Genomic DNA, 23669 nt, shown 5'->3' with positions numbered 1-23669 from the left:
TATGATCCGCTTATTTCTGATGGGTGACAAGATGACTGTAGTGGTCAACTAAAACTGGCCACTGCGTTAGCGTTTTTCCAGTACCGGTTTTCCGATTCGTTTGGTGGTAACCCGCCATTATATTCGTGCGGTCTTAGTGCGCTGTAATACCCAACGATATAGTCCGTTATTGCGTGAGCTGCATCGCTGAAGCTTATATAGCCCGTCACCGGCACCCATTCGTTCTTCAGACTCCTGAAGAAGCGCTCCATTGGGCTGTTATCCCAGCAGTTTCCACGCCGACTCATACTCTGCCTGATGCGGTATCGCCACAGTAACTGCCGGAACTGCCTGCTCGTATAATGACTGCCTTGCTCGCTGTGGAACATCACCCCGACGGGCTTACCGCGGGTTTCTCATGCCATTTCCAGCGCTTTCATGGTGAGTCTTCTGTCCGGCGAGAACGACATTGCCCAGCCCACTGGTTTCCTTGCGAACAGGTCGGGAACAACAGCGAGGTACGCCCAGCGCTTACCTGTCCAGAAATAGGTCACATCACCGCACCACACATGGTTTGGCTCTGTTACGGCGAACTGTCGCTCAGGATGATTCGGGATAGCAACATGCTCATGACCGCCACGCCTATACGGGTGAGTCGGCTGCTGGCAACTGACCAGCCACAGCTCTTTCATGAGCCTGCCAGCGAGCCAGCGCCTCCCTTGGTAGCCTCTCTGAGTTGCCATTGTGGCAATGCTTCTTGCTCCGGCCGAACCATGGCTGTGCTATGTAGCTCAAGTACCTGGCTGCGTAAATTCGATTTGTTCCGGCGTTATCGGAGAGCTTTTTGGCGTTTTGCCCTGACGCTCATCACGCAATTGTTTGACCCATTACGTCATCGTGGAAAGACCAACATCCATAGCCTTAGCAGCGTCAGAGAGGGTGTAATTTTGATCGACAACCCGCTGAGCGGATTCACGTTTGAATTCAGGACTGAAATTTCTTCTTTTCACTGGAGCACCTGTGTTGTTCTGAGGTGAGCATATCACCTCTGTTCAGGTGGCCAAATTCAGTGTGCCACTACAGCGTGCGAACAACTCCTGCAGGCGTTCGTACTGTTCTTTATTTGGCAACTGCCACTGGAAACGGGAAAACCAGTGACTACACATTTTCCTGCCAGTGGCCGTGTTGATTTCTTTTGCTGTAATGCCCAGCGCTTCACGGGCATTTATGAAATAGTCTATAAGAGGGGCGAATGCCTGGGCTTTTAACTGGCTGCATTTGCTGGCATAACCCACCTGCCCCTTAGCGAAACCATCTGCTCCATAATGTTCAGCAAATACGATTCGTTCAGTTGAGGGAAAAAATGCCCGCAGGTTGTCCTTTTTCTGGCGCAACCAGGGACCATTAGGTTTTGCCCATATTATATGGCTCAGAACATTCATGCGCTGGCGAACCATAATCTCAGTGTCTGCCGCCAGCCGGGATCCACAAAAAATATAGAGGCTGCCAGCGGGTTTCAGTACACGCCAGAACTCTGCGAGAAACTCATCCAGCCAGGCGAGATAATCCTCGACACTATCCCACTGCCGATCCCATGAGCATGATTTCACCCGGTAATACGGTGGATCGGTAACGATGAGATCAACAGAGTTATCAGGCAGTGTTTTAATAAAATTCAATGAATCATCATTCACTAGCTGAACGGTGGATAAACAGTTTGAGGGTTTCATAAATAACGTGGGCCTTTTTTTGATAGGCTCACCCTGCTTTAGCGCTGAAGCGGTGGGCCTTGGTTCGCCCGTGATCTCTTTAACGGACGAATGGCTGGTGGATGCTACCAACATCCACCAGCCGCCCATTTCACAGCGTATTTACTGCGATTTTTCGCAGCACCTGAATGTATTTCTCCCCACGGGTTCTTCCTCAGCCATCCCAGCCATGACCAGCTGCGTTAATATCAACTGGCATCGTGCTGGCGTCATTCCAGCTATCTGTGAGATTTCGGAAACTGTGGTCCATTGCGGGGAAAGGAAATGTAATACTGCCTCTGAAGACTCAGTCATATCTGGCTGTTTTATCATGGTTATTCCCTGTTTTTTATACATGACACAGACATAACTCTGGTGCGGTTAACCAGCAACATTTATCTCGCTGCAAAAAGCAAAAAACCCCGCCAGGGGCGAGGTTCATAATCTTCAAGTGGCACATGCATAAAAGTCCCACTTTGGGCAAAAAATACGCCATTTTCGGACAAAATCAACCCTTAATTGATGCATGTTAAGTTTGGTTTAACTTTGCATTCCCGGTACTGGTAAAACGTCACGCGCTCTTGCTATTTATCAACGTAAAAGGAATTTTTAACCAGCAAACACAATAAGGAAATAATATGGCTATTCCAGCGTACCTGTGGCTTAAAGATGATGGCGGTGCTCCTGTCAAAGGCTCTGTAGACGTTGCGAAAAGGGAAGGCAGTATAGAAGTTACTGGTTTTTCGCATAACCTTAGTCTGCCTACAGACGGAATGACCGGAAAAATAACCGGAACCAGAAAACATTCAGCCGTTCTGATCCAGAAAGAGTTCGATCACTCATCCCCTTATCTTTATAAAGCCGTAGCCACCGGACAAACGCTAAAATCTGCTGAATTCAAGTGGTATCACATCAATGATGCAGGCCAGGAAGTTGAATATTTTAATATCCTTCTTGAGGGCGTTAAAATTGTGGGAATATCCCCCATAATGCATGACACCAAAGATCCTGGCAAAGAAAAACACAACCACCTGGAATGTGTTGAATTCCGCTATGAAAAAATTACCTGGAAACATTGTGATGGTAATCTGATGTTTGCTGATAGCTGGAATGAGAGGGTTCAGGCATGAGATATCCAGCGTTAGCAGCCTCGCCTCATCCGCCATATGATATCGTCTCGTTTATACCGCCAGGGGTTTCCCTGATGAATAATATGATGATTGCCCGTTTTCATAAGGGGCCGTCAGCTCTCACCTACATTTGGTTTTATTATCAGGTTCACAATCACGGCCCCTGGGACTACAAAAATCAACGCGGTAAACAGTACGCAAATTTTGGGAATTTCAACTATGGTGCTGTTGGGACGGCCGCAGGAATTCCTGAACAAATTCTACTTCCTGCTGCAGGTGCGGCGCAAATTATTGCAGGTACGAGCCTGCCCGAGTTTGCTGATTATCAGGGCCCTGACTCTTACGGTGATGATCCTCAGGACCAGACGTGGATAAGAGCTGGAATAGATTATGCGAAACGTTCGGGTTTTTAAGTGGGTAGTGCTGGCTCTGCTCATAATTTCGGTTTACGGTGCGTGGAAAGTGATTACTTCTCCTATCGAGCAAACCGTTTACAAAGTTGAGAAAGTCAATTCGCGGATAACGTTATATATCACTGAGGGGAGCGCAGGTGCTACGACAAATTTTGTTTACCAGTTTTACCTGGTATCACCAGAAATCACCAGAAGTGATTTCCTGAAAAATGTAGGTGATAAATATCAACCATTTTTATCAACATCCGATGCATGCACTAAGGTTGAAATAAATGACGGGGCTATTCACCTGACCGTGCACGGGGCTGTATATCGTTTTAATAATGGGGCGAGCTACTCAACTACGATATACCTGAATGCATCACCATTTTAGATATTCGGGGCTATAATCCTGACACCAGATTTTGCTGGTTTTCAGCGAATGTAGCCCCAGAAATCTAATTCATTCATGTCAACACGTAACCCTCCTGAACTCAGCATCAGCATGGTTCTCCTCTATCTCGCACTTAGTCACCAGTTTCTCGAAAAATGGTTTCCAGTTGCGGTTCCAGGTGCGTTCGTGCAGTTCCGGTACCAGCAATTTCACCGCTCTGAACGCCCGTGTCGCCGGCATACGCCTGAATCCCCGGCCAGAACAACGATCGCACTCTTTATCTACCGGTGCGCCCTGCCGTGCTGATTCCGCCAAGTCACGCACTCACCCGGATATCGTCCGCTGCCCGCCGGAACAGCTTTATTTATCCGGCCACCAGCACCAGTAAAATAAAAATTTTGAGTTAACGACGGCCAGCTCTAAATATCCTGGCCGCCTGTGAGGTTGAACATGGCAAGAATGGTGAACCTGGAAGATTGGGCTAAAGTCGAATTCGGAGAAGAAGCGCCCAGTCTGCGCACGCTGAAAGCTTACGCGAAAAGCAGAATGATGGCACCACCAGCGGTTAAAGTTGGCAAAAAAATGGATGATCGATCGTGAAACTCGTTTTACCGGCATTTTGGCAGCACCCAAAATTGCGCCGACAGCGAACCCGAAATTAAGAAGGATTATTGAAGATGGCTGCAAGACCACGCACCCATAAAATTACCATACCGAATCTTTATTCAAAGCTGGATAAACGCACTGGTCGTGTTTACTGGCAGTACAAACATCCCATTAGTAGGAAGTTTCACAGCCTCGGCACCGATGCAGAGGAAGCCAAACAGGTCGCCAGTGAGGCCAACGATATCATCGCAGAACAGCGCACCCGGCAGATCCTCAGCGTAAACGAAAAAATTGCCCAGATGCGGGAATCCAGAGAATTCATCACCGTTACCACCTGGCTGGATCGGTATCTCGCAATCCAGCAGGATCGGCTTGATTCGGGTGATATAAAGTTAAACTCGGTGAAACAGAAGAAAAAACCAGTCGAGTTGCTACGCCAGCACTCTGGGATGATGTATCTGAAAGACATAACCGCACTGGAAATAGCTGAAGTCGTGGATGAGGTTAAAGCCCAGGGCTACAACCGTATGGCGCAGGTTGTGCGGGCAACACTGATCGACGTGTTCAAGGAAGCCCAGCACGCCGGGCATGTTCCTCCTGGCTCTTAACCCGGCGCAGGCCACACGTCAGCCGCGCAACCAGGTAAAACGCGAACGCCTTTCCCTTGAAGAGTGGAAAGCGATTTACGCCGCAGCTGAACATCAACCACCCTACCTTCAGTGCGCGATGCTGCTGGCCGTCGTCACCGGACAGCGTATCGGGGATATTTCCTGGATGAAGTTCTCCGATATCTGGGATGACATGCTCCACGTCGAGCATGAAAAGACTGGCGCTAAAGTAGCGTTGCCGCTGTCACTGCGCTGTGAGGCGCTGGATATTTCCCTGCGTGAAGTTGTTGCTAAATGCCGTGATGCTGTGGTCAGTAAATACCTGGTACATTTCCGGCACAGCACATCAAAGGCAACGAGGGGTGGCAGAGTTTCAGCCAGTTCGATAACAACAAAGTTCAAAAAAGCCAGAAACAGCTCCGGGCTTTCTTGGCCTGAAGGAAAGGCTCCGACATTTCATGAACAACGTTCGCTGTCAGAAAGGCTGTATGAGGCTCAGGGTATTGATACGCAAAAATTACTCGGTCACAAATCACCTCAACAGACGGCAAAATACCATGATGACCGGGGAAAAGAATGGACGGTCGTAGCCGTTTGAACAGCATGTTTTATAGCCAGTTTTGGGGAAGAGTTTTGGGGGAGTTTTGGGGAAAGGTTGAGATAAGAAAAAAGCCAACATAAATTTTACATCTATGTTGGCTGAATGTTGCATAGAGCTAATTACATATGCTTAATAATTGCGTCACCAAACTCTGACGATTTCAACAGCGTAGCGCCATCCATCAGACGTTCGAAGTCATAGGTAACGGTTTTGGCAGCAATTGCGCCTTCCATTCCTTTAACAATCAGGTCTGCGGCTTCGAACCATTCCATATGACGCAGCATCATCTCTGCGGAAAGGATTACGGAACCTGGGTTCACTTTATCCTGACCGGCATACTTAGGTGCCGTACCGTGGGTGGCTTCGAACAGTGCGCATTCATCACCGATGTTTGCACCAGGGGCGATACCGATACCGCCAACCTGCGCCGCCAGGGCGTCGGAGATGTAGTCACCGTTCAGGTTCATACAAGCGATAACGTCATATTCCGCTGGACGCAGCAGGATCTGTTGCAGGAACGCATCGGCGATCACGTCTTTCACAACGATCTCTTTGCCGGTGTTTGGGTTCTTGATCTTCATCCACGGGCCGCCGTCAATCAGCTCACCGCCGAACTCTTCTTTCACTAACTGGTATCCCCAGTCTTTGAAAGCGCCTTCGGTGAACTTCATGATGTTGCCTTTGTGAACCAGAGTCAGCGAGTCACGGTCGTTGGTGATAGCGTATTCCACAGCCGCACGAACCAGGCGTTTGGTGCCCGCTTCTGAACATGGCTTAACGCCGATACCGCACTGCTCAGGGAAGCGAATTTTCTTCACGCCCATCTCATCACGCAGGAACTTGATCACTTTATCCGCTTCTGCGGAACCCGCTTTCCACTCGATACCGGCATAGATATCTTCGGAGTTCTCACGGAAGATCACCATATCGGTCTCTTCAGGACGTTTAACCGGGCTTGGCGTACCGGTGTAATAACGCACAGGACGCAGACAGATGTAGAGATCAAGCTGCTGACGCAGCGCCACGTTCAGGGAGCGAATACCGCCGCCAACTGGGGTCGTCAGTGGGCCTTTGATAGCGACGCGATACTCTTTAATCAGGTCGAGAGTTTCTTCTGGCAGCCAGACATCCTGACCGTAGAGCTCTACCGATTTTTCACCGGTGTAAATTTCCATCCAGGAAATTTTACGCTCACCGTTATAAGCTTTCTGTACAGCGGCATCGACAACTTTGATCATCACTGGAGAAACGTCCACACCAATCCCGTCACCTTCAATAAAAGGGATGATTGGGTTGGCAGGTACGTTCAGTTTTCCCTGATCCAGGGTGATTTTCTGACCTTCCGCCGGAACAACTACTTTGCTTTCCATTAACCTCTCCTTCGAGCGCTTTTTTTGTTAATGATTTGTAAGATGCGGGTCAATACTACTTGAATATTCACCCCGCGCCAATCATCTCGGGTTTGCGGTATAATGCGCTTATTGTTTTCAAGTGCAAAGATTATGCGTAAATCTTCCGTTAAGAATCACCGCGTTAAACGATTCAGCCCGCCCGCTGCTGCCGTCAGGGCAGAGAGAGGGCCAAGGCGTGTCATTATTTTTAACAAACCATTCGATGTCCTGCCGCAGTTCACCGACGAAGCGGGACGCAGTACGCTGAAGGATTTTATACCGGTTGCGGGTGTCTATGCTGCCGGGCGGCTGGACCGTGACAGCGAAGGATTGATGGTGCTTACCAACGATGGCGCACTACAGGCAAAGCTCACGCAGCCAGGCCAAAGGACCGGTAAAATCTACTATGTTCAGGTAGAAGGCGAACCTGAAGAGAGCGATCTTCAGCCGCTCCGGTCTGGCATTAATCTGAAAGATGGCCCTACCCTGCCCGCTGGTGTGGAAAGGGTTGCTGAACCGGCGTGGTTATGGCCCCGAAACCCGCCAGTACGGGAGCGTAAAACTATTCCCACCAGCTGGCTGAAAATTACCCTGTATGAGGGGCGCAATCGTCAGGTAAGACGCATGACGGCCCAGGCAGGCTTTCCCACCCTGCGTTTAATCCGTTTTGCGATGGGAAACCAGCTGTTGCAAGATTTAGCGCCGGGTGAATGGCGAGACGTTACCGGTGAATTCCCCCTTTGAGCCTTTCAGTTAAGGAGTCAGCCATGTTTAAGCCCCACGTTACCGTCGCAACCGTTGTCCAGGCCGAAGGACAATTTTTAGTCGTGGAAGAGATGGTCCGCGGCCGCGCCACCTGGAATCAGCCAGCCGGTCATCTTGAGGCTAATGAAACCTTACTTCAGGCCGCAGCGCGTGAATTGTATGAAGAGACGGGCATTGAAGGGGTTCCGCAGGCTTTTTTACGGCTGCATCAGTGGTTAGCGCCAGATAACACCCCTTTTTTACGCTTTCTGTTTGCGCTGGATTTAGCAAAAGTAGTGCCCACCTATCCGCAGGACCGCGATATCGATCGCTGCTGGTGGCTGCCGCCGGAGGAGATCATGACGGCGAAGAAGCTGCGTTCTCCGCTGGTTGCAGAGAGCATTCGGGTTTATCAGCAAGGCCCCCGCTATCCGCTGGAAGTCCTTAGCGCCTTTCAATGGCCCTATAGCGAGGATGCGCCCGCCGCGGACGCGTGGTAGAATATGCCGCAATTTTAAAGTGCAGCCTTTAACTGCAACTCAAAGTCGGGTACTTCTCATGTCCAGCCAGAAAAAAGTAATCGTCGGTATGTCCGGCGGTGTTGACTCCTCCGTTTCCGCCTGGCTGCTCCAGCAGCAGGGTTATCAGGTTGAAGGCCTGTTTATGAAAAACTGGGAGGAGGACGACGGTGAAGAATACTGTACCGCGGCGGAAGATCTGGCCGATGCGCAGGCGGTTTGCGACAAATTAGGCATTTACCTGCACACGGTGAACTTTGCCGCCGAGTACTGGGACAACGTCTTTGAACACTTCCTGGAAGAGTACAAAGCGGGCCGCACCCCCAATCCCGATATCCTGTGCAACAAAGAGATCAAATTCAAAGCGTTTCTGGAGTTTGCGGCTGAAGACTTAGGCGCAGATTTCATCGCCACCGGGCACTATGTTCGTCGCCAGGATCTGGCGGGCAAAAGCCGCCTGCTCCGCGGGCTGGACGACAATAAAGATCAGAGTTACTTCCTCTATACGCTTGGTCACGAGCAAATTGCACAAAGCCTGTTTCCGGTGGGAGAACTGGCGAAACCAGAGGTTCGCCGTATTGCGGAAGAGCTGGAGCTGGTCACGGCGAAGAAAAAAGATTCAACCGGTATATGCTTTATTGGCGAGCGTAAATTCCGTGATTTCCTTGGCCGCTACCTGCCTGCTCAGCCAGGCGCCATCCTTAATCCTGAAGGCGAAGTAGTCGGTGAACACCAGGGGCTGATGTATCATACCCTCGGCCAGCGTAAAGGGCTGGGCATTGGCGGTACCAAAGAAGGTAGCGAAGAGCCGTGGTACGTGGTGGATAAAGATGTCGCTAACAACGTACTGGTTGTGGCACAGGGCCATGACCATCCGCGCCTTATGTCTGTAGGGCTGATAGCCCAACAGCTGCACTGGGTTGACCGGGAAACTTTGCAGGCTCCGCTGCGCTGCACCGTTAAAACACGCTATCGTCAGGCCGATATTCCCTGCACGGTGATGCCGCTGGGCGAAGATCGCCTTGAGGTTCGCTTTGACGAACCGGTAGCTGCCGTAACGCCGGGTCAGTCTGCGGTGTTTTATCTTGGTGAGGTTTGCCTGGGCGGCGGTGTCATTGAAGCGCGCCTGCCGCTGCTTTAAGCAGTGTCTGCGCGGCCCGGCGCCGCGCACTGGATAGCAACAACAGACAATTTCGTAGCGCCTGCTGTAGCAGCGCAGGCGATGACTGGAGCGACCGTGGCGAAGAATTATTACGATATTACGCTGGCCCTGGCGGGCATCTGCCAGGCTGCGCACCTGGTGCAACAGCTTGCTCATCAGGGCCACTGCCCGCCTGAGCCGCTGAAAATTTCGTTGCAAAGCGTAGTGGATCTTAATCCCGCCTCTACGCTTGCTATTTATGGCAATGATGAGGCCAACCTGCGTTTTGGTCTGGAATCACTGCTGGGTGTACTCAACAGCAGCAGCCGCCACGGGGCTGGTGCTGAACTGACCCGTTACACCCTCAGCATGATGGTACTGGAGCGCAAGCTCAGCGCCAACAAAAGCGCGCTGAATGAATTATCCCAACGTATCAGCCAGCTCGATCGCCAGCTGGCACATTATGAGCTGGAATCTGAAACGCTGCTGAGTGCCATGGCCGCCATCTATGTGGATGTGATAAGCCCCCTGGGACCGCGTATCCAGGTAACCGGCTCGCCCGCCGTATTGCAGAATGCGCAGATCCAGAGCAAGGTTCGCGCCACGCTGTTAGCCGGTATCCGCTCTGCGGTGCTGTGGCAGCAGGTTGGCGGTGGCCGCCTGCAACTGATGTTTTCCCGCAATCGCCTCGCCAGTGAGGCGAAGCAAATGCTGTCCCGTATCACTGACTCTTCACTCTAATTTGTTAACCTCTCCAGGAGTTGCACTGATGGAATTATCCTCTCTGACCGCCGTCTCACCCGTTGATGGCCGCTATGGCGACAAAGTCAGCCCATTGCGTGGCATTTTCAGCGAATACGGCTTGCTGAAGTTCCGCGTTGAAGTGGAAGTTCGCTGGTTACAAAAACTGGCTGCCTGCGCAGAGATCAAGGAAGTTCCTGCATTTGATGCCGACGCAAACGCTTTCCTTGAGGCGATTATCGCCAACTTCAGTGAAGAAGATGCGGCCCGTATCAAAACCATTGAACGCACCACTAACCACGATGTGAAAGCGGTTGAGTACTTTCTGAAAGAGAAGGTTGAACCCAATGCCGCGCTGCATGCGGTATCTGAATTTATTCACTTCGCCTGTACCTCTGAAGATATCAACAACCTGTCACACGCGCTGATGCTGGAAACGGCCCGCCGCGAAGTGATCGTGCCTTACTGGACGAAAATCATCGCCGCAGTGAAAGATCTGGCTGTTCAGTACCGTGATATCCCCCTGCTTTCCCGCACCCATGGCCAGCCCGCCACGCCCTCCACGCTGGGTAAAGAGATGGCTAACGTAGCCTATCGCTTTGAACGCCAGCTGCGTCAGCTGGAGCGCATCGAGATGCTGGGAAAAATCAATGGCGCGGTCGGCAACTACAATGCGCACATCGCTGCCTACCCGGAAGTGGACTGGCACCAGCTGAGCGAAAGCTTTGTGACCTCGCTGGGCATCACCTGGAACCCTTACACCACGCAGATCGAGCCGCATGACTACATTGCAGAGCTGTTTGACTGTATGGCGCGCTTCAACACTATCCTGATCGATTTCGATCGCGATGTCTGGGGCTATATCGCGCTGAACCATTTCAAACAGAAAACGATCGCTGGCGAAATTGGTTCTTCCACCATGCCGCATAAAGTTAACCCTATCGACTTCGAAAACTCAGAAGGTAACCTGGGTCTGGCCAACGCGGTAATGCAGCATCTGGCGAGCAAACTGCCGGTTTCACGCTGGCAGCGCGACCTGACCGACTCGACGGTGCTGCGTAACCTGGGCGTGGGTGTGGGCTATGCCCTGATTGCCTATCAGTCCACGCTGAAAGGCATCTCCAAGCTGGAAGTGAACCGTGACCGTCTGCTGGATGAGCTGGATCACAACTGGGAAGTGCTGGCTGAGCCTGTTCAGACCGTGATGCGTCGCTACGGCATTGAAAAGCCTTACGAGAAGCTGAAAGAGCTGACCAGGGGCAAACGTGTGGATGCTGCTGGTATGAAAGCCTTTATCGACAGCCTGGCGCTGCCTGAAGAAGAGAAAGAGCGTCTGAAACTCATGACCCCGGCAAACTATATCGGCCGCGCGGTACAAATGGTTGATGAGCTGAAGTAATCCTGTCATGCGGGCCGGCAGAAGTCGGCTCGCGTTAACCTGCTGTTTATCTGCTTTCACCTATACTTTGTCTCAACCTCTGCAAAACTTAACGCCACAATTCTGAAATACAGAAAGGATAAATTATGCGTGTACTGGTTGTTGAAGATAATCAATTGCTTCGCCATCATCTCGCCGTGCAGTTACGCGATATGGGTCATCAGGTTGATGCGGCAGAAGATGCCAGGGAAGCGGACTATTTTCTCAACGAACATACACCGGATATCACGCTGGTTGACCTGGGGCTGCCGGATGAAGATGGTATGTCACTGATCCGCCGCTGGCGTGGTCAGGATATAAAGCAACCTATTCTGGTGCTGACTGCCCGTGAAGGGTGGCAGGCCAAGGTTGAAGCGCTTGAAGCTGGTGCAGATGACTATGTCACCAAGCCGTTCCATATTGAAGAAGTGGTGGCACGCATGCAGGCACTGATGCGCCGCAACAGCGGGCTGGCCTCGCAAATCATCTCCCTGCCGCCTTTCCAGATCGATCTGTCCCGCCGTGAACTCACTATCAACGAGCAGCAGATTAAACTGACCGCGTTTGAATACACCATTATTGAAACGCTGATCCGTAATGCGGGGAAAGTGGTCAGTAAAGACTCCCTGATGCTGCAACTCTATCCGGATGCTGAACTGCGGGAAAGCCACACCATTGATGTGCTGATGGGTCGCCTGCGTAAAAAAATGCAGGCAGAGCATCCGCAGGAGGTGATCACCACCGTTCGCGGTCAGGGCTACAGGTTCGACCTGTAATTTATGCCAGGTTTACGCCCTAAAACGCCTTTCTCGCTCCGCGCCCGCTTTCTACTTGCTACGGCCGCCGTAGTGCTGATTATGTCGCTCTCCTACGGCATGGTTGCCGTAGTGGGTTATGTGGTCAGCTTTGACAAAAACACCTACCGGGTGATGCGGGGCGAAAGCAACCTGTTCTTTACCCTGGCACAATGGCAAAACGATAAGTTAACCATCGCCAAACCCGAGAGAGTCTCGCTGAATTTCCCCACCCTGGTTTATATCTATAACGAACAAGGCGAACTGCTGTGGCAGCTGCGCGACGTGCCGGAAATCCGTAATAAAATCAAACGAGAATGGCTGAAACACTCTGATTTTTACGAGATAGACACCTCTAACAGCACCAGTCGGCAGGCGTTAGGAAACAACCAGGAAGCACAGAATAAACTCACCGCTTACGACGATGACAACAACGATACCTTTACCCACTCGGTGGCGGTAAATCGCTATGAAGCCACGCCTACCCTGCCCGCGCTGACGATTGTGGTGGTTGATACTATTCCGCAGGAATTGCAGCATTCGGATGTGGTCTGGTCCTGGTTCAGCTATGTACTGCTGGTCAATCTGCTGCTGGTTATTCCGCTGCTGTGGCTGGCTGCACACTGGAGCCTGCGGCCAATTGGCGCGCTGGCGGCCCAGGTTCGGGAGCTGGAGAGCGGCGCGCGTGAGACGCTTGACCCGCATCCGCCGCAGGAGCTGCAAAGCCTGGTACGCAACCTGAACCTGCTGCTGGATAACGAACGGCAGCGCTATACCCGCTACCGCACCACACTGAGCGATTTAACCCACAGTCTGAAAACGCCGCTGGCCGTGCTGCAATCCACGTTACGTTCGCTGAGAGGCGGGAAAAACCTCTCTGTTGAACAGGCGGAGCCGATCATGCTTGAGCAAATCAGCCGTATCTCTCAGCAGACGGGATATTACCTGCACCGCGCCAGCATGCGTTCCGATCACAGCGTGCTGAAGCGGGAGCTGCACTCTGTTCCTGCCCTGCTTGACAGCCTTTGTTCAGCGCTGAATAAAGTTTATCAGCGTAAAGGGGTGGTGCTGACGCTGGATATCTCCCCTGAGCTGACCTTTGTTGGCGAGCACAACGACCTGATGGAAGTGATGGGCAACGTGCTGGACAATGCCTGCAAATATTGTCTGGAGTTTGTGGAAATCAGCGCCCGTCAGACCGATGATGAACTGCATCTGATAGTGGAAGATGACGGGCCAGGGATCCCGGTCAGCAAACGGGATCTGATTTTTATTCGCGGTCAGCGAGCCGATACGCTACGGCCAGGTCAGGGGCTTGGGCTGGCGGTGGCCAGAGATATCCTGGAGCAGTACGCCGGAGACATTATCGCCACCACCAGCGCACTGGGCGGTGCGCGAATGGAGGTGATCTTTAAACATCAGGAGGGGATCCACGCTGACGAATAGTGCCGGACGCAAGCTCCTCTGCCAAATGCTTTACCTCACTCCTCCCGGCACTGTTATAATTAAAGAAATTATGTCTCAGGAAACCTCATCATGGATTATCAGCTCGACCTCGACTGGCCCGACTTTATTCAGCGCTACTGGCAGAAACGTCCGGTAGTGCTCAAGCGCGGATTTAAAAATTTTGTTGATCCCATTTCGCCCGATGAACTCGCCGGTCTGGCCATGGAAAATGAAGTCGACAGCCGCCTGGTCAGCCATCAGGACGGGAAATGGCAGGTCAGCCACGGCCCGTTTCAGAGCTACGATCATCTGGGTGAAAACAACTGGTCATTGCTGGTACAGGCGGTCGATCACTGGCATGAGCCTTCTGCTGCGCTGATGCGCCCGTTCAGCTTCCTGCCTGACTGGCGTATTGATGATTTGATGATCTCTTTCTCAGTGCCTGGCGGCGGCGTTGGCCCCCATTTCGATCAGTACGACGTGTTTATTATCCAGGGTACAGGCCGCCGTCGCTGGCGCGTGGGTGATAAAGTGCCAATGAAACAGCACTGCCCTCACCCGGATCTGCTACAGGTTGAGCCTTTTGATGCGATCATCGATGAAGAGATGGAGCCTGGCGATATTCTCTATATTCCGCCAGGATTCCCGCACGAAGGCTATTCGCTGGAGAGTGCCATTAACTATTCCGTTGGTTTCCGCGCGCCCAGCGGCCGTGAGCTGATCAGCGGTTTTGCCGATTTCGCCATTGCCCGTGAATTAGGCAGCTACCGCTTCAGCGACCCGGATGTTCCTTCACGTACGCACAAAGCGGAGATCCTGCCGCAGGAGCTGGAGGGCATTCGCGCCATGATGATTGAGATGATCAATCAGCCGGAGCAGTTTAATCAGTGGTTTGGCGAATTTATCTCCCAGTCACGCCATGAACTGGATGTGGCGCCGCCGGAGCCGCCTTATCAGCCAGATGAGATCTACGATGCGCTGCAACAGGGCGATAAGCTAACCCGCCTGGGTGGCCTGCGGGTACTGACGATTGGCCCAGCCGTCTTCGTTAACGGTGAACAGATGTCATCACCGCACCATGCTGCGTTGACGGCGCTGGCTAATCGGCACTCACTGGGTGCGGACGATCTGGCGGAAGCGCTGGACGATCCTTCCTTCCTGGCGCAGCTTGCCGCGCTGGTGAACTGCGGATACTGGTATTTCAGCGACGAAGAGTAGTGTTATGCCCGGCATATTCAGGGCCGGGCAAGAGGTGAAAAGGCCGGTTTAACCGGCCTTTTTTTATGGCTGGCGTCTGGCTTTTTCGGCGGTCAGCGTCGCAATGCGCTTGATCACCGTTACCGCTTTTTCCATATTGTTCAGTGAAGCGAACTCATGCTTGCCGTGGTAGTTATAGCCGCCGGTAAACAGATTGGGACAAGGCAGCCCCATATAGGATAAGGCCGCGCCATCGGTGCCGCCGCGAATAGGCTTCACCTCGGGTTCGATATCGCATTCACGCATTGCCTGCAACGCAAGTTCAACAATATGCGGCTGCGCTTCCACCTTCTCACGCATATTGAGATAGCTCTCTTCAATATGGACTTCAATGGCACAGCCCGGCTGCAACCCTTCGCTGTGCGCGGCGGCCAGCGCTTCCAGCCTGCGTTTTCTGGCGGTAAAGCTGGCAAAGTCAAAATCACGGATAATGTAATGCAGCTCGGCTTTGTCCACGCTGCCCTTGATGTTGTGCAGATGGTAGAAACCTTCGTAGCCTGCGGTTTTTTCCGGCACCTCATTCTCCGGCATCGCCGCATGAAAGCGCATCGCCAGATCCAGCGCGTTGACCATTACCCCTTTCGCGGTGCCGGGATGGACATTGTTTCCGGTAATCTTTACCGTGGCGGAAGCGGCGTTGAAGTTTTCATATTCGAACTCCCCCATTCCACCGCCATCCACGGTATAGGCCCACTCTGCACCGAAGGCTGCCACGTCAAAGCAGCTGGTGCCCTTGCCTATCTCTTCGTCAGGCGTAAAGGCTATGCGGATATCGCCATGGGGAGTGTTGTCCGCTTTCAGCTGCGCGACAGCGGTCATTATTTCGGCAATCCCGGCCTTATCATCCGCCCCCAGCAACGTTTTTCCATCGGTGGTGATCAGGGTATGGCCTGTCAGTGTGTGCAGCACGGGGAACATCACCGGTGAGAGACTCTCATCACCTGTGCCCAGTGCGATATCGCCGCCCCGATAATTCTCCACAATCTGCGGATTAACATTTTTAGCGGTGAAATCGGGTGAAGTATCCATGTGAGAGATAAAGCCGATGGTGGGCACCGGCCAGTCTACGTTTGAGGGCAACGTTGCCATCACAATAGCGTGCTCGCTGAGGGTAATATCGCTCAGTCCCAACGTATGCAGCTCCTGCTGTAACTCTCGCGCCAGTCGCCATTGCCCTTCCGTACTGGGCACCTGACGAACATGGCTCTTAGACTGCGTATCCATTGAGACATAGCGTAAGAAGCGGTCGAGTAAATTATTCATCTGCGTTCCTTCTGAGTCCGGATACCCAGTATGGTAAACCCGGCAGGTTGAAATATTGCGTCAGGTCATTACCGTGACGTGTTAACCGACAGAGATGATGACATGCGTTAACTTTAGCGGCTTTTAGGATAGTGGATCAGGCTCTGAAAACGAACCGGCGATCTGGTGTCGTTATAATAGCTGTGCGGGCAGTCAGCCTGAAACCGCAGCCCTTCCCCACTCTCCAGGCGGTAAAGCGCCTCTTTGACCGTCAGCAGCAGCGAGCCAGATGTCACTAATACATGTTCGATCACGCCTGAATCGTGAGCGGAGGAGTCGCTGCGTGCGCCCGCCGCCAGTGTAATTTCCAGCATGTCAAAGCCCAGCTCGGCATCAAAGGGAAAGAGCGGGGTCACCTGCATGCTGGGATTTTGCTGCCAGGGATGCGCGGTCTTACTGCTCTGTACCTGTGCGAGAGCGGGAGCCGCAGGATCAGAGAGAAAAAGTGAAAAAGGCACGTTAAAGCCCGTGGCAATTTTCCACAGCGTGGCGACCGTAGGGCTGGACTCGCCGCGCTCGATCTGGCCAAGCATGGCTTTACTGACGCCCGTTTTTTCTGCGGCCTGCGTCAGGCTCCATTCGCGGGAGCTTCGCTGAGCTTTCAGCACAGCACCAATATCGGGGATCATCGCCTTCTCCTTTTATCTGAAAGCAGTCTACCACTTGTACGTTATAACGCACAGTGGTAGCTTGTGCGTTATAACGTACATTCCCGGAGCCAGCATGCGCCCACCGTTTTCCTTCCGACATCTGACTTTCCCCGCTCTGACGGCGGGCTTTGTGGCGGTGCTGGTGGGCTATACCAGCTCAGCCGCGATCATCTTTCAGGCGGCGCATGCGGCGGGCGCTTCTGAACTGCAAACCGGCGGCTGGCTCAGTATGTTAGGCATAGCGATGGGGCTGACCTCGTTGAGCCTGTCGCTGTACTATCGCGCGCCTGTTCTCACGGCCTGGTCCACACCCGGTGCAGCTTTGCTGGTAACCAGCCTGCCGGGCACACCCATAGCCGAGGCCATTGGCGTATTTATGTTCGCCTCGGGTTTGATTTTCCTCTGTGGGGTAACCGGGCTGTTTGCGCGCCTGATGCACTACATTCCCCAGGCGCTCTCCGCCGCGATGCTGGCAGGGATCCTGCTGCGATTTGGCCTGGATGCCTTTGGCGCACTGCAACTTGATTTCCCTCTTGTTGGCAGCATGTGTCTGGCTTACCTGCTGTGCAAACGCTATCTGCCCCGCTACGCCATTGTGCTGACGTTGATAACCGGATTACTGGTTGCTGGCGTGTGCGGAGAGATCCATTTTTCCCCGCAACCCGTCACCTTTACCCTGCCGCAATTTATCGCCCCGCACTTTACGCTTTCGACGCTGGTGGGCATTGGTATACCGTTTTTTGTGGTAACGATGGCTTCGCAGAATGCGCCGGGGATAGCCACATTAAAGGCAGCCGGTTATCAGGTACCGGTTTCGCCGCTGATGAGCTGGACAGGGTTTGTCTCGCTGTTGCTCTCGCCTTTTGGCGGTTTTTCCGTCTGTATCGCCGCCATAACAGCGGCGATATGTATGGGGCAGGAGGTCGATCCTGACCCGAAAAAACGTTACTGGGGAGCGGCTTGTGCAGGATTTTTCTATCTGCTGGCGGGGATCTTTGGCGGAGCCATCGGCCAGCTCTTCAGCGCCCTGCCGCCCGCGCTGATCCACACCATTGCAGGGCTTGCGCTGTTGGGCACAATTGCAGGCAGCCTGCAACGCGCCTTAGCCACGGAGAAACAGCGGGAGGCGGCGGTGATCACGTTTCTGATCACTGCTTCAGGCGTGAGTTTGCTTGGCGTGGGTGCAGCTTTCTGGGGACTGCTCGGCGGCGCGCTTGCGCACCTGATCTTTTCTCTGCCGCCAGGGGAAAAAGAGTGACCTGGCTTGTGCAGAACCAGAAAAGATCGGGCAGAACAGCGCGATATTCAGGTTCTTGTTCTTGAGCGGGATCAGAGCGGGGTTACTCCAATAACCCGCTCTGTAGATACCAGATGTGGAGCTTATCGGCCAATCTTCGCCAGCAGGTTATGGACGAATACCGGAACCACTTCACTGGCTAAACCATACTCTTTCTCCTCGAACTCGCTGCCAGTCTGGCTGGGTTCAAGGTTCAGTTCTACGGTATGGGCGCCCTGTAGTTTCGCTTCGTGCACAAAGCCAGCCGCCGGATAAACGTGCCCGGAGGTACCAATGGAGATAAAATAGTCCGCTTCACTTAACGCGGCGTAGATCTCATCCATTTGCAGCGGCATCTCGCCAAACCAGACCACATGCGGACGCAGCACTGAGGGGAACTGGCAGCAGTGACACCGGTCGTCAGGCTTTACGTCGTCGACCCAGTGCAGGATCTGACCACTGGTGGCGCAACGAACCTTCAGCAGCTCACCGTGCATATGGATCACATTACGGTTTCCGGCCCGCTCATGCAGGTTATCGATATTTTGTGTTACCAGCAGAAAACGATCGCCAAGTGCCGCTTCCAGCTCGGCCAGCGCCTCATGTGCGGCGTTAGGGTGAATATTGGGCTGCTGCAACTGTCGGCGGCGGGCATTATAAAACGCCTGCACTTTCTGCGGATCGCGCGCAAACCCTTCAGGCGTGGCGACATCCTCAACCTTATGCTCTTCCCACAGCCCATCCGCAGCCCGAAAGGTGCGAATACCCGATTCAGCGGAGATACCCGCGCCTGTCAGCACCACGACTCGCGGCAATGGATGTTGGGCGATCTCTAAATTTCGGTCACGCTCAAAAATACGCTGACGAAAACGCTGATGCACCTGGCGTCGGGTCTTCTTGTAACGTGCCAGCCTAAGTCGGCGACGGGGTGTACGCAACATAATTCCTCTCTTCCTTTACGTGCAGGAATGCGGCACCGCGCATTCCTCCTGCGTCTCCGTGACGCGCCTTTTCAAATCTTGGCGGTTTAGCCACCGGCAGCAGATAGTGACTGACCCGATCGCTCAACCCCTGATAAAGCGCGTCGAAATTGGACAGCCCACCCCCCAGTACCACCAGGTGAGGGTCTGCCAGCGTCAGCAAATTACCCAGGCATACTGCTAACAGCTCCCGGTAACGCTCCGTATGGGCGATAGCCTGCGCATCCCCCTGATAATAGCGAGTGATAATCTCCGGTGCACTGAGAGCCTGCTGATAATGCAGCTGCCAGAGGCGCGAGAAGCCGGGGCCTGAGAGCCAGGAATCGATGCACCCTCTCTTACCACAACCACAAAGCGGCTGTTCTGTCTGCTGCCCCAGCACCTCAAGGGCATCTATCGGCAGGCGCATGTGGCCAAATTCGCCAACCACATAATTGCGCCCGGTCAGCGGTTTACCCTCTACAATCAGCCCACCGCCGACACCGGTACCGAGGATCAGCCCCATCACCACCGGATAAGCGCGGAACTCCTCATCCCAGGCCTCGGAGAGCGCAAAACAGTTGGCGTCGTTATCGATGAGTACCTGACGACCTGTTCTGGCTGTCAGGTCGGCTCCTAACGTCCGGCCTGTTGCAGCCGGAAGGTTAGCAGAGAAAAGCGTGCCATTATCCGGTACCGGAATACCCGGTACGCCGAGGCCGATGCTGCCCCTTTCGCCACAAAACCGATCCGCCTCTTCCGTAAGCGAAACCAGCAGATCCAGCAGCGCGGGATAGTCGTTCTTTGGCGTGGCAACCCGCTTGCTCCAGAGCTGCTGACGCTGAAGGTTGTAAACGCCCAGCGCGATTTTGCTGCCGCCCACGTCGAAGCCGTAATACATGATGCTATTGTCCGCTCAGGACGCGAGCCGGGTCGATTCGGCTGGCGCGTCGGGCCGGGTACCAGCTGGCAATCAGGCTGAGCACCAGCGAGGTGACAAGCACAATGGCCACGTCCAGCCAGTGCACTTCCGAAGGCAGAAAATCGATAAAGTAGATATCGCCTGAGAGGAAATGGTAGCCCGTTAAGGTTTCAAGGCCGCGAATAATCGGCGTGAGATTAAACGCCGCCAGCACGCCAACCACCACGCCACTGACGCTGCCCACCAGCCCGGCCATCAGGCCGTACCAGACAAAGATAGCGCGGATCAGCCCATCCTTCGCGCCCAGCGTACGCAATACGGCTATATCACCACTCTTGTCCTTCACCGCCATCACCAGCGTGGAGACGATGTTAAAGCAGGCAACGCCAATCACCAGCACCATCGCCAGATACATAATGGCGCGGATCATCTGGATATCGCGGTACATATAGCCATAGGTGCCGATCCAGCTGCGTATGTAGACATAAGAGTGCGTCACTTCGCCCGCATCTCTCACCAGTTTTTGCGCGGCAAAGGGGTTGCTCATTTTCAGCGCGATACCCGTGACGTTGTCACCCATTGCCAGATAGTTCTGCGCATCGCCCAGGGGAACCAGCGCCAGACTGTGGTCCAGCATGCCGCTCAGCGCCAGGATGCCGCTTACCTGCAACCGCACCCGTTTCGGTTGCAGCAGCTTATGCTCTGGATCGCTGTTAGGGATCATAATAGTCAGCCAGTCGCCCTGCTTGAGTTTCAGGCTGTCAGCCACCCCTTTCCCCAGGATGATCTGCTGTTTACCGGCGCTGAAGCTCTGCCAGGCATTATTCTGCACATAAGCTGGCAGAGCACTCAGCCTGGTTTCCTGCTGAGGGTCCACCCCTTTTACCTGAATCGCCTGTAGCTTCGCGCCGCTCTCAATCAGGCCGGTGAAGTTGATATAAGGTGCCGCAGCGGCAATACCTTTCACCTGTTCCACCTTCGGCAATAATGCCTGCCAGCCGGTAAAAGGCTGATTAACCGGCTCGATTTCCCCATGAGGTACCACGGCCAGAATGCGGTTATTGAGTTCACGCTCAAAACCGTTCATGGCGCTCAGGCCGACAATCAGCACCGCCACGCCCAGCGCAATGCCCACGGTTGAGATCACCGAAATCAGCGACACCATGCCGCTGCGGCGGCGCCCACGGCTGAAACGCAGGCCTAAAAGAAGGGAGAGATTGCCTGCCATTACGCCATCCCTGCCAGCGTCACATCGCCAGTGAGCTGTCCGTCACGCATCTCCATCTGACGGTTAAGACGCTTCGCCAGGTGCAGATCGTGGGTCACCACCAAAAATGCGGTGCCCTGACGCACGTTCAGTTCGCCCAGCAGGTCAAAAATGGCGTCTGCGTTGCGGGCATCCAGGTTACCCGTTGGCTCATCGGCTAATACCAGGCGAGGATTGTTAACCAGAGCGCGGGCGATCGCCACACGCTGACGCTCGCCGCCGGAAAGTTCAGAGGGGCGATGTTTAGCACGTTTATCCAGGCCTACGGCGCTTAGCATCTGCATCGCTTTTGCTTCAGCCTCTGCTTTAGCGACTTTGCCAATCAGCAGCGGCATCGCCACATTTTCCATCGCGCTGAAGTCCGGCAGCAGGTGGTGAAACTGATAGATAAAGCCCAGCTCGCGGTTACGCAGCTCAGCTTTTGCTGCCGAACTCATGCCGTTCAGAGATCTACCGTTGAATACCACGTCACCGGACGTTGGCGTATCCAGCCCGCCTAACAGATGCATCAGGGTACTTTTGCCGGAGCCGGAGCTGCCCACAATCGCCATCATCTCGCCCGGCGCTACGCTGAAAGAGACATCGCGCAGCACATCCGTCTGGACGCTGCCTTCCTGATAGCGTTTGCACAGGTTACTGCACTGCAACAAAATCGGGTTACTCATAACGTAAAGCCTCAGCGGGTTGAACGGCGGCCGCGCGCCAGGAAGGGTAAAGCGTGGAAAGCAGCGCCACAACCATCGCGGTCACCATAATGGTTATCACCTGTGGAACTGAAATATCGACCGGCAGCGCCGCGCCATCCAGGAAGGCGCCGATCAGCGGCATCAGGTTATTCAGCTGGCTGGCCAGCAACACGCCAAGCAGCGCGCCAACCAGAGAACCGACAATACCGGCGGTTGCCCCCTGCACCATAAATACCATCACGATTTGTCGACGGGTCAGGCCCTGAGTTTGCAGGATCGCCACTTCTCCCTGCTTTTCCATTATCAGCAGGCCAAGAGAAGTAATAATGTTGAACGCCGCCACCGCCACGATCAGACTCAGCAGCAGCCCCATCATGTTTTTCTCCATGCGTACGGCCTGGAACAGCTCGCCTTTGCGCTCACGCCAGTCTTTCCACACCAGCCCGTCCGGCAGTTTCTGTTGGCTTAGTCTGTCCACCTGCAAAGGTTTATCGAGCCACAGACGCCAGCCGGTAATATTACCTGCCGGGTAGCGCATCAGACGGGAGGCATCCTGCTGATTGACCAGAATCTGATAACCGTCCACTTCACTGTTTGCGGCAAAAGTGCCGGCTACCGTAAACAGTCGCTGGCTTGGCAGGCGTCCCATTGGGGTGAACTGGCTGGCAGAGGGCACCATCAGGCGCAACTGCTCGCCCCGCTTAACGCCAAGCTGGCTGGCAAGCTGTTCGCCGATAATGACGTTGTACTGCCCCGGTTGCAGGATGCTCTGCTTTACGTTAACCAGATAGGGAGTCAGAGGATCCGGCTCATCCGGATTGATACCCAGCATCACGCCCACGCCTACGCTGCGCGCGCTTTGCAGCACCACGTCACCGGTGGTTAAAGGGGTGATTTTTTTCACGCCTGCCAGCGCCAGTGAACTGGACGGGACCTGTTGAGGGTTAAAAGAGCCATTTTGGCTTGCGATCAGCGCCTGAGGCATCAGACTCAGGGTGCTCTTTTCCAGCTCGTGCTCAAATCCATTCATCACCGAAAGCACGGTAACCAGTGCCAGCACGCCGAGGGTGATGCCGATAGCAGAGAGCCAGGAAACAAACCGGCCGAAGCGGTCTGAAGCTCGTCCACGCATATAACGCAGACCGATAAATAACGCGACAGGTTGATACATAGAATCCGTCTTCTGGCAAAGCGTTAGCAAAAAGTGATCGAAGATAATAAAGGACAGGCGGTCGTTATGGAACCTCTAAGCTGCTGACTCTGCTGCTTTGTTTTGTCAGCAAAGGCAACAAGCGCATTTATCATGCCGCTATCGTTTAAAAAACATCCTTTAATTGCTTAATTGTTGGACGCAAATCAGCATAAACTGAGTTTAATCCCCTTTTCAAAGGGGGAGAGTGTTGGTGCCAGAGTGAGCAAGCGCAGGAGTGGTAAAGATGTCTAAATATCCCAAAGGCAGCATTGTCAGACACAAAACTGGCGACATTAAAGGAATGGTTGTCAATGTATTCGAACAGGGTGATGGCGCGGCAGGCTATTACGTGAAATGGGACGATGGCAACCACAGTTATCACGGTGAAAAAGAGTTGATTTGGGCAAACATTGACCGCCCCCGAATGCACTACACCCAACAATCGCCGAAATAGAGGTATACTCCTGTTAGCTAAAGGGGAACAGCCGTTCCCTGCTCTCCATTTCGC

At 53.6% G+C, this 23669-nt stretch carries 23 protein-coding genes and 3 pseudogenes; 14 read left to right on the top strand and 12 right to left on the bottom strand.

Annotated elements, in window-relative coordinates:
* Positions 1–44: 44 nt before the first annotated feature.
* From AAH450_RS03355 to AAH450_RS03345, 3 genes and pseudogenes are all read right to left on the bottom strand, one after another.
* A pseudogene (locus AAH450_RS03355) lies at positions 45–989 on the bottom strand (IS3 family transposase).
* 72 nt (positions 990–1061) lie between these two features.
* Positions 1062–1709: pseudogene (locus tag AAH450_RS03350) on the bottom strand (DNA-methyltransferase); the annotation flags it as partial.
* Between the two features lie 141 nt (positions 1710–1850).
* Positions 1851–2042 (bottom strand): DprA-like winged helix domain-containing protein, encoded by a 192-nt coding sequence (locus tag AAH450_RS03345; RefSeq protein WP_463322706.1) that lies wholly within the window; start codon positions 2040–2042, stop codon positions 1851–1853.
* 323 nt (positions 2043–2365) lie between these two features.
* Between AAH450_RS03345 and AAH450_RS03340 the strand changes: the two genes are divergently transcribed.
* From AAH450_RS03340 to AAH450_RS03330, 3 genes are all read left to right on the top strand, one after another.
* Positions 2366–2857, top strand: a complete 492-nt coding sequence (locus AAH450_RS03340; protein ID WP_342908902.1) for an Hcp family type VI secretion system effector — start codon at positions 2366–2368, stop codon at positions 2855–2857.
* Between the two features lie 74 nt (positions 2858–2931).
* Positions 2932–3270: a polymorphic toxin type 44 domain-containing protein gene (locus AAH450_RS03335; RefSeq protein WP_342908901.1), complete on the top strand. Its 339-nt coding sequence runs from the start codon at positions 2932–2934 to the stop codon at positions 3268–3270.
* Entirely contained in the window at positions 3248–3643 is a 396-nt protein-coding gene (locus AAH450_RS03330) for a hypothetical protein (RefSeq protein WP_342908900.1), read from the top strand. Before AAH450_RS03335 ends, AAH450_RS03330 begins: the two co-directional genes overlap by 23 nt.
* A 78-nt stretch (positions 3644–3721) precedes the next feature.
* Here the strand turns inward: AAH450_RS03330 and AAH450_RS03325 are convergent, their stop codons facing one another.
* Positions 3722–3967 (bottom strand): antitermination protein Q, encoded by a 246-nt coding sequence (locus AAH450_RS03325; protein ID WP_342908899.1) that lies wholly within the window; start codon positions 3965–3967, stop codon positions 3722–3724.
* Positions 3968–4320: 353 nt separating this feature from the next.
* Here AAH450_RS03325 and AAH450_RS03315 point away from each other — a divergent pair.
* Positions 4321–5455 (top strand): annotated as a pseudogene (locus AAH450_RS03315) (site-specific integrase).
* A 122-nt stretch (positions 5456–5577) separates the two neighbouring features.
* On the opposite strand, the gene icd reads toward AAH450_RS03315, so the two are convergent.
* Entirely contained in the window at positions 5578–6828 is a 1251-nt protein-coding gene (gene icd / locus AAH450_RS03310; RefSeq protein WP_342908898.1) for an NADP-dependent isocitrate dehydrogenase, read from the bottom strand.
* 102 nt (positions 6829–6930) lie between these two features.
* Here icd and rluE point away from each other — a divergent pair, with 102 nt between their 5' ends.
* The 8 genes from rluE (at position 6931) to AAH450_RS03270 (ending at position 14868) form a co-directional block, all read left to right on the top strand.
* Positions 6931–7593, top strand: coding sequence for a 23S rRNA pseudouridine(2457) synthase RluE (rluE, locus tag AAH450_RS03305; protein WP_342908897.1), 663 nt, complete (start codon positions 6931–6933; stop codon positions 7591–7593).
* Between the two features lie 23 nt (positions 7594–7616).
* Positions 7617–8093: an NUDIX hydrolase gene (locus tag AAH450_RS03300; protein ID WP_318791450.1), complete on the top strand. Its 477-nt coding sequence runs from the start codon at positions 7617–7619 to the stop codon at positions 8091–8093.
* Positions 8094–8151: 58 nt separating this feature from the next.
* Positions 8152–9252 carry a tRNA 2-thiouridine(34) synthase MnmA gene (mnmA, locus tag AAH450_RS03295; RefSeq protein WP_342908896.1) on the top strand — a complete coding sequence of 367 codons (1101 nt, stop codon included), beginning with the start codon at positions 8152–8154 and terminating at the stop codon, positions 9250–9252.
* 96 nt (positions 9253–9348) lie between these two features.
* Positions 9349–9993, top strand: a complete 645-nt coding sequence (hflD, locus tag AAH450_RS03290) for a high frequency lysogenization protein HflD (protein WP_342908895.1) — start codon at positions 9349–9351, stop codon at positions 9991–9993.
* Positions 9994–10021: 28 nt separating this feature from the next.
* On the top strand, positions 10022–11392 hold the full coding sequence (gene purB / locus AAH450_RS03285; protein WP_342908894.1) for an adenylosuccinate lyase: 1371 nt from the start codon (positions 10022–10024) through the stop codon (positions 11390–11392).
* A 125-nt stretch (positions 11393–11517) separates the two neighbouring features.
* Complete coding sequence (gene phoP / locus AAH450_RS03280) at positions 11518–12186, top strand: two-component system response regulator PhoP (protein WP_318791454.1); 669 nt, start codon at positions 11518–11520, stop codon at positions 12184–12186.
* Positions 12187–12189: 3 nt separating this feature from the next.
* Positions 12190–13650 carry a two-component system sensor histidine kinase PhoQ gene (gene phoQ, locus AAH450_RS03275; RefSeq protein WP_342908893.1) on the top strand — a complete coding sequence of 487 codons (1461 nt, stop codon included), beginning with the start codon at positions 12190–12192 and terminating at the stop codon, positions 13648–13650.
* A 90-nt stretch (positions 13651–13740) separates the two neighbouring features.
* A complete protein-coding gene (locus tag AAH450_RS03270; protein WP_342908892.1) occupies positions 13741–14868 on the top strand; it encodes a ribosomal protein uL16 3-hydroxylase in 1128 nt (375 codons plus the stop codon).
* Positions 14869–14931: 63 nt separating this feature from the next.
* On the opposite strand, the gene pepT is transcribed toward AAH450_RS03270, so the two are convergent.
* Positions 14932–16170, bottom strand: coding sequence for a peptidase T (gene pepT / locus AAH450_RS03265; protein ID WP_342908891.1), 1239 nt, complete (start codon positions 16168–16170; stop codon positions 14932–14934).
* A 113-nt stretch (positions 16171–16283) separates the two neighbouring features.
* Positions 16284–16838, bottom strand: a complete 555-nt coding sequence (locus tag AAH450_RS03260; RefSeq protein ID WP_342908890.1) for a helix-turn-helix domain-containing protein — start codon at positions 16836–16838, stop codon at positions 16284–16286.
* A gap of 94 nt (positions 16839–16932) precedes the next feature.
* Between AAH450_RS03260 and AAH450_RS03255 the strand changes: the two genes are divergently transcribed.
* Positions 16933–18117: a benzoate/H(+) symporter BenE family transporter gene (locus tag AAH450_RS03255; RefSeq protein ID WP_342908889.1), complete on the top strand. Its 1185-nt coding sequence runs from the start codon at positions 16933–16935 to the stop codon at positions 18115–18117.
* A 122-nt stretch (positions 18118–18239) separates the two neighbouring features.
* Here AAH450_RS03255 and cobB read toward each other — a convergent pair whose 3' ends face one another.
* The 5 genes from cobB to lolC are packed head-to-tail and all read right to left on the bottom strand — an operon-like array spanning position 18240 to position 23140.
* Entirely contained in the window at positions 18240–19076 is an 837-nt protein-coding gene (cobB, locus tag AAH450_RS03250) for a Sir2 family NAD+-dependent deacetylase (RefSeq protein WP_342908888.1), read from the bottom strand.
* The gene (gene nagK, locus AAH450_RS03245; protein ID WP_342908887.1) at positions 19048–19995 is read right to left on the bottom strand and encodes an N-acetylglucosamine kinase; all 948 of its coding nucleotides are present in this window, start codon (positions 19993–19995) and stop codon (positions 19048–19050) included. Before nagK ends, cobB begins: the two co-directional genes overlap by 29 nt.
* A gap of 4 nt (positions 19996–19999) precedes the next feature.
* Positions 20000–21244, bottom strand: a complete 1245-nt coding sequence (gene lolE, locus AAH450_RS03240; protein WP_342908886.1) for a lipoprotein-releasing ABC transporter permease subunit LolE — start codon at positions 21242–21244, stop codon at positions 20000–20002.
* Entirely contained in the window at positions 21244–21948 is a 705-nt protein-coding gene (gene lolD, locus AAH450_RS03235) for a lipoprotein-releasing ABC transporter ATP-binding protein LolD (RefSeq protein ID WP_342908885.1), read from the bottom strand. Before lolD ends, lolE begins: the two co-directional genes overlap by 1 nt.
* Positions 21941–23140, bottom strand: a complete 1200-nt coding sequence (lolC, locus tag AAH450_RS03230; protein ID WP_342908884.1) for a lipoprotein-releasing ABC transporter permease subunit LolC — start codon at positions 23138–23140, stop codon at positions 21941–21943. The genes lolD and lolC overlap by 8 nt, the downstream gene beginning before the upstream one ends.
* Positions 23141–23405: 265 nt before the next feature.
* Between lolC and AAH450_RS03225 the strand changes: the two genes are divergently transcribed.
* The gene (locus AAH450_RS03225; protein WP_306212221.1) at positions 23406–23615 is read left to right on the top strand and encodes a hypothetical protein; all 210 of its coding nucleotides are present in this window, start codon (positions 23406–23408) and stop codon (positions 23613–23615) included.
* Positions 23616–23669: the final 54 nt, after the last annotated feature.

It is taken from the genome of Erwinia magellanica, assembly GCF_039023495.1.
Lineage (GTDB): Bacteria > Pseudomonadota > Gammaproteobacteria > Enterobacterales > Enterobacteriaceae > Erwinia.
Note: the sequence above shows the minus strand (reverse complement) of the source record. Positions and strands in the feature narration are given on the sequence as shown.

What these genes read in the sequence shown, in the direction of transcription:
- AAH450_RS03345 (WP_463322706.1), bottom strand. Translation starts at nt 2,042, where the DNA reads ATGACTGAGTCTTCAGAGGCAGTATTACATTTCCTTTCCCCGCAATGG.
- AAH450_RS03340 (WP_342908902.1), top strand. Translation starts at nt 2,366, where the DNA reads ATGGCTATTCCAGCGTACCTGTGGCTTAAAGATGATGGCGGTGCTCCT.
- AAH450_RS03335 (WP_342908901.1), top strand. Translation starts at nt 2,932, where the DNA reads ATGAATAATATGATGATTGCCCGTTTTCATAAGGGGCCGTCAGCTCTC.
- AAH450_RS03330 (WP_342908900.1), top strand. Translation starts at nt 3,248, where the DNA reads ATGCGAAACGTTCGGGTTTTTAAGTGGGTAGTGCTGGCTCTGCTCATA.
- icd (WP_342908898.1), bottom strand. Translation starts at nt 6,828, where the DNA reads ATGGAAAGCAAAGTAGTTGTTCCGGCGGAAGGTCAGAAAATCACCCTG.
- rluE (WP_342908897.1), top strand. Translation starts at nt 6,931, where the DNA reads ATGCGCTTATTGTTTTCAAGTGCAAAGATTATGCGTAAATCTTCCGTT.
- AAH450_RS03300 (WP_318791450.1), top strand. Translation starts at nt 7,617, where the DNA reads ATGTTTAAGCCCCACGTTACCGTCGCAACCGTTGTCCAGGCCGAAGGA.
- mnmA (WP_342908896.1), top strand. Translation starts at nt 8,152, where the DNA reads ATGTCCAGCCAGAAAAAAGTAATCGTCGGTATGTCCGGCGGTGTTGAC.
- purB (WP_342908894.1), top strand. Translation starts at nt 10,022, where the DNA reads ATGGAATTATCCTCTCTGACCGCCGTCTCACCCGTTGATGGCCGCTAT.
- phoP (WP_318791454.1), top strand. Translation starts at nt 11,518, where the DNA reads ATGCGTGTACTGGTTGTTGAAGATAATCAATTGCTTCGCCATCATCTC.
- phoQ (WP_342908893.1), top strand. Translation starts at nt 12,190, where the DNA reads ATGCCAGGTTTACGCCCTAAAACGCCTTTCTCGCTCCGCGCCCGCTTT.
- AAH450_RS03270 (WP_342908892.1), top strand. Translation starts at nt 13,741, where the DNA reads ATGGATTATCAGCTCGACCTCGACTGGCCCGACTTTATTCAGCGCTAC.
- pepT (WP_342908891.1), bottom strand. Translation starts at nt 16,170, where the DNA reads ATGAATAATTTACTCGACCGCTTCTTACGCTATGTCTCAATGGATACG.
- AAH450_RS03260 (WP_342908890.1), bottom strand. Translation starts at nt 16,838, where the DNA reads ATGATCCCCGATATTGGTGCTGTGCTGAAAGCTCAGCGAAGCTCCCGC.
- AAH450_RS03255 (WP_342908889.1), top strand. Translation starts at nt 16,933, where the DNA reads ATGCGCCCACCGTTTTCCTTCCGACATCTGACTTTCCCCGCTCTGACG.
- cobB (WP_342908888.1), bottom strand. Translation starts at nt 19,076, where the DNA reads ATGTTGCGTACACCCCGTCGCCGACTTAGGCTGGCACGTTACAAGAAG.
- nagK (WP_342908887.1), bottom strand. Translation starts at nt 19,995, where the DNA reads ATGTATTACGGCTTCGACGTGGGCGGCAGCAAAATCGCGCTGGGCGTT.
- lolE (WP_342908886.1), bottom strand. Translation starts at nt 21,244, where the DNA reads ATGGCAGGCAATCTCTCCCTTCTTTTAGGCCTGCGTTTCAGCCGTGGG.
- lolD (WP_342908885.1), bottom strand. Translation starts at nt 21,948, where the DNA reads ATGAGTAACCCGATTTTGTTGCAGTGCAGTAACCTGTGCAAACGCTAT.
- lolC (WP_342908884.1), bottom strand. Translation starts at nt 23,140, where the DNA reads ATGTATCAACCTGTCGCGTTATTTATCGGTCTGCGTTATATGCGTGGA.
- AAH450_RS03225 (WP_306212221.1), top strand. Translation starts at nt 23,406, where the DNA reads ATGTCTAAATATCCCAAAGGCAGCATTGTCAGACACAAAACTGGCGAC.